At 40.5% G+C, this 3,493-nt stretch carries 3 protein-coding genes; all 3 read left to right on the top strand.

Annotated elements, in window-relative coordinates; all coding sequences use genetic code 11:
- Positions 1–43: 43 nt before the first annotated feature.
- Genes QZ562_RS20530 through QZ562_RS20540 form a run of 3 tightly spaced genes read left to right on the top strand, consistent with a single transcriptional unit; the run spans position 44 to position 3,029 of the window.
- Entirely contained in the window at positions 44–1,213 is a 1,170-nt protein-coding gene (locus tag QZ562_RS20530) for a phosphoribosyltransferase domain-containing protein (protein WP_293764479.1), read from the top strand.
- Entirely contained in the window at positions 1,213–1,932 is a 720-nt protein-coding gene (locus tag QZ562_RS20535) for an HAD family hydrolase (RefSeq protein ID WP_293764482.1), read from the top strand. Before QZ562_RS20530 ends, QZ562_RS20535 begins: the two co-directional genes overlap by 1 nt.
- The gene (locus QZ562_RS20540) at positions 1,929–3,029 is read left to right on the top strand and encodes a cysteine protease StiP domain-containing protein (RefSeq protein WP_293764485.1); all 1,101 of its coding nucleotides are present in this window, start codon (positions 1,929–1,931) and stop codon (positions 3,027–3,029) included. Before QZ562_RS20535 ends, QZ562_RS20540 begins: the two co-directional genes overlap by 4 nt.
- The last annotated feature ends 464 nt before the right edge of the window (positions 3,030–3,493 follow it).

Here is a 3,493-nt window from a genome sequence, read left to right on the forward strand (position 1 = left end):
TATAAACTTCTAAATATGTTGGATGAATGGCTGGGTCAAACAGTTGACTCAGTCATTATTTTGTCAGGAAGTTGTCATGCAAAGTAGGTGCCAATATACAATTCCACTGAGCAACGGTCATTTAAAGTTGATTGTGGAACCTTCCGCTTATTCAATGTTTGCGCTCTTAGATTTCGCGTCACGCGAAAACCCAAATAGAGCCTACCTATTTCTATCGAAAGTATTGGGTAAATACATCCCGTGTTTGCCATCTGAAATGCGCGAGTCATATCAGGCTTTGGCGAACATGATGACGTTGGCGGGTGACTCCCTTGTAATGGGTGTAGCAGAAACAGCCACTGGTTTAGGAGCTGGTGTCGCCCAAGAAATAAATACAAAGTGTGGTGGTAATACTTTTTACACCCAAACGACACGGCACAGTTTTAACAGCTCTTTGGCTTTTAGTATCAATGAAAAACATAGCCATGCTCCACAGCACTTAATTTATGACATGGCTGATAACATGGATTTGAACCGTATTGACAATCTAATTCTTGTCGATGATGAAATCAGTACTGGGAAGACCTTGACTCAGATTACTCAACGTATGATTGATTATTTGCCCAATCTTAAAACAGTTCATTGGGTATCTTTGGTCAACTGGATGACAGAAAAAACTTGCTCGAACTTCATAGAAGATTATTCAACATTTGACTTCAGCTTCCATAGCTTATTGCGAGGTGAATTTAGCTTCAATCGGTCTTCAGAAAAAATTATAGATTTTCCAAAACTAACGGCAGCTGGTTTAAACAAAGCTGCTTGCCGCCATGACACCGGCCGCATGGGCATAAAAGCTGACGCACTGAAAAAGAATAAATTTGTTGACGAAAAAAATGCACCGTTTTTGTCTTCAAATCTTAATATAGATGAACGGTACGTGATTATAGGAACTGCAGAGTTTATTTTTGCACCCTTCCTTTTTGCCGAAGCGCTAGAAAAGGCAGGCTACAATGTTTTATTTGAATCTACAGGCCGTTCTCCGATCCTCCAGGGAGGAGGGATTTCAAGTAAGTTGAAGTTCTATGATCCAACACATCAAGCATACTACTACCTGTACAACCTTCCAGAAGATAGAACGCCAATCATCATGTATGAGACGATTGAACAATTTGAAGCGTGTCCATTGCACAAATTGCTCAACTGTAAAGCCGTCATTTTTGGCGAAATGCAATAATGGTGGTTACTTTTTCTGACCTTGATGACACTCTTTTCGAGTCATCACGTAAGTGTCAGGAAGTAGCAGGGCATAAAGTAGCGGCTGTATTACCCAGTGGTGAAGTGGGCGCTTATTCAACGCCTCAGCAGCAGGCTTTAATATCATTGCTTAACAACTCATACTTTATTCCTGTTACGGGTCGTCGCACGGAGTCTTTAAGTCGCATTCAAGTGGATTTTAATAGCTATAAAATAACGTCTCACGGTGCGATTATTCTTAATTCTGACAATGTTTTACATCCTAGCTGGCGTCTTGTTTTGGATGAAGAAGAACCGCAATGGTGTGATCGTATGTTTAGGCTTAAAAGTGAGGTAGAGCAATACGTTAAACAAAACGGTCTTGAATTACGCGTTCGTGTTATAAGCGATAATGGCTATGCTTGTTATGTCTGTGTTAAAGGTGAACCCCTACATCTTCGGAAGCTTCAGACTGGCGTTGGCACGATAAATTCGGCGGGGTTTAATGTTCATTGCAACAACAGAAACCTGGCTTATATGCCTCCTTACGCCAGTAAGCGACGGGCAGTGACCTTTCTTAAGCAAATCCTCAAGACTGAAATTAAAGAACCGATTACATTTATTGGACTTGGTGATAGCTTGTCAGACACCGATTTTTTGTCAGTTTGTGATTTTCAGATAATTCCTTCAAATAGCCAAATTGCAGAAACATTAAAATGAACCCGATTGAGCTAAATAAAGCGCCCGTTTTTAGTGGCAGTTATGCCGTTGAGGATTGCGAATTCTTACTTCAAGTCGTCGATATTAAACCGATCGAGGTAGCTGAAAAAGAGCGCCTTCTGCAGAATGGCGGTGTTCATTATTCGTCTATGATCTCGAATGAAGAAGCGCCTTCAAAAGTCTATTTGGATCTGTTTCATGACCTGATTGAGGCTAATGGCGATCGGTTAGCCTCTGAGATTCAGCTCTTAGCCAAAAAGCTGTACAAGGCTAGAGGTGACAGTATTACTTTGGTGTCTCTAGCTCGTGCAGGTACGCCAGTGGGTGTTTTATTAGCACGTGCACTCAAAGCTAAGCATACCGATGATGTTAAGCACTATTCAATTTCGATTGTTCGAGACCGAGGTATTGATAAAGCTGCACTACAGCATATTGCCGAGTCCGGTCGACCGGCGGATTCAATTATTTTTGTCGATGGTTGGACGGCTAAAGGGGTAATTAATCGTGAACTTAAGCAAGCTGTAGCGGATTGGAATTTAAACAGTCGCTACCAAATCTCGGACGAACTCTGTGTAATCTCGGATCTAAGTGGTCATGCAGACTATATTGCTACAGCCGATGATTACGCTATTCCATCAGGCGTCTTGAACAGTACTGTTTCAGGACTATTATCGCGTACATTAATTCTTGATGGCGTGCCTGGTTTTCATCAGTGTATTTGCTATTCACATTTAGCTAATGATGATCTAAGTACTTGGTTCGTTGATAGGGTCAGTAGCCGTTTTGGTCAGGTCTCTGCTGCTATTGACAATGTGTCTCCTGGTTGGAAAATAAAGCGTCAAAATGACGTGGCGTCATTTATTGTCAAGGTTATGCTTGATTACAATATTCGGGACATTAATAAAATTAAGCCGGGAGTCTCTGAGGCAACGCGTGTCATGCTTCGTCGTTTACCACGCCTACTTGTCCTGAAGGATAAAAATAGTTCTGATGTAGCCCATCTGAAAGTGCTAGCAAGTGAAAAAAACATCGTCATTCAAGAGGACCCACTAATGCCATTCGCAGCTATGGCACTTATTGAAAATGTTAAAGTGTAGCCATTTTATGATGGGGATTTAGGTGCGTTAAGGATTGTTAAAATCATAATGGTTTGAATAGTTAATGACATATTAGAAACTTATGTCATTAACCAATAGGGCTCAAACCATTATAAAATTTCATTGTATAACGGCGCTTTAATGCTAGTCAGTAATCGTAAGTGATCTGAAACTCATTATTTTAAGTGTATGAAAATTAAGAGTTAAGTTAAAGCATACCAATGTTGAACTCGCCAAGTAAAACTAGCCTTCAAAACAATATTGCTCAAATTTAGATAAATGAAACTGTAGGACCGGCCAAGGGCATTATTATTCTGTTGTTGCCCGAATGACGTTGTTTTGACCTCTTGAATACGCCTCAGTTAGACATTCCGCTCTTCGGTTCTTACGCCTCATCAACCTTAAGAACTAAAAATATAAGTCTTTAAGGGCTTAACAGTAAGCCCTTAAAGATAATTTAAAAT

Origin of the sequence: uncultured Paraglaciecola sp. (genome assembly GCF_913058035.1) — a bacterium.
Lineage (GTDB): Bacteria > Pseudomonadota > Gammaproteobacteria > Enterobacterales > Alteromonadaceae > Paraglaciecola.

Coding starts and splice junctions, on each gene's coding strand:
- QZ562_RS20540 (WP_293764485.1), top strand. CDS start 1,929: ATGAACCCGATTGAGCTAAATAAAGCGCCCGTTTTTAGTGGCAGTTAT.
- QZ562_RS20535 (WP_293764482.1), top strand. CDS start 1,213: ATGGTGGTTACTTTTTCTGACCTTGATGACACTCTTTTCGAGTCATCA.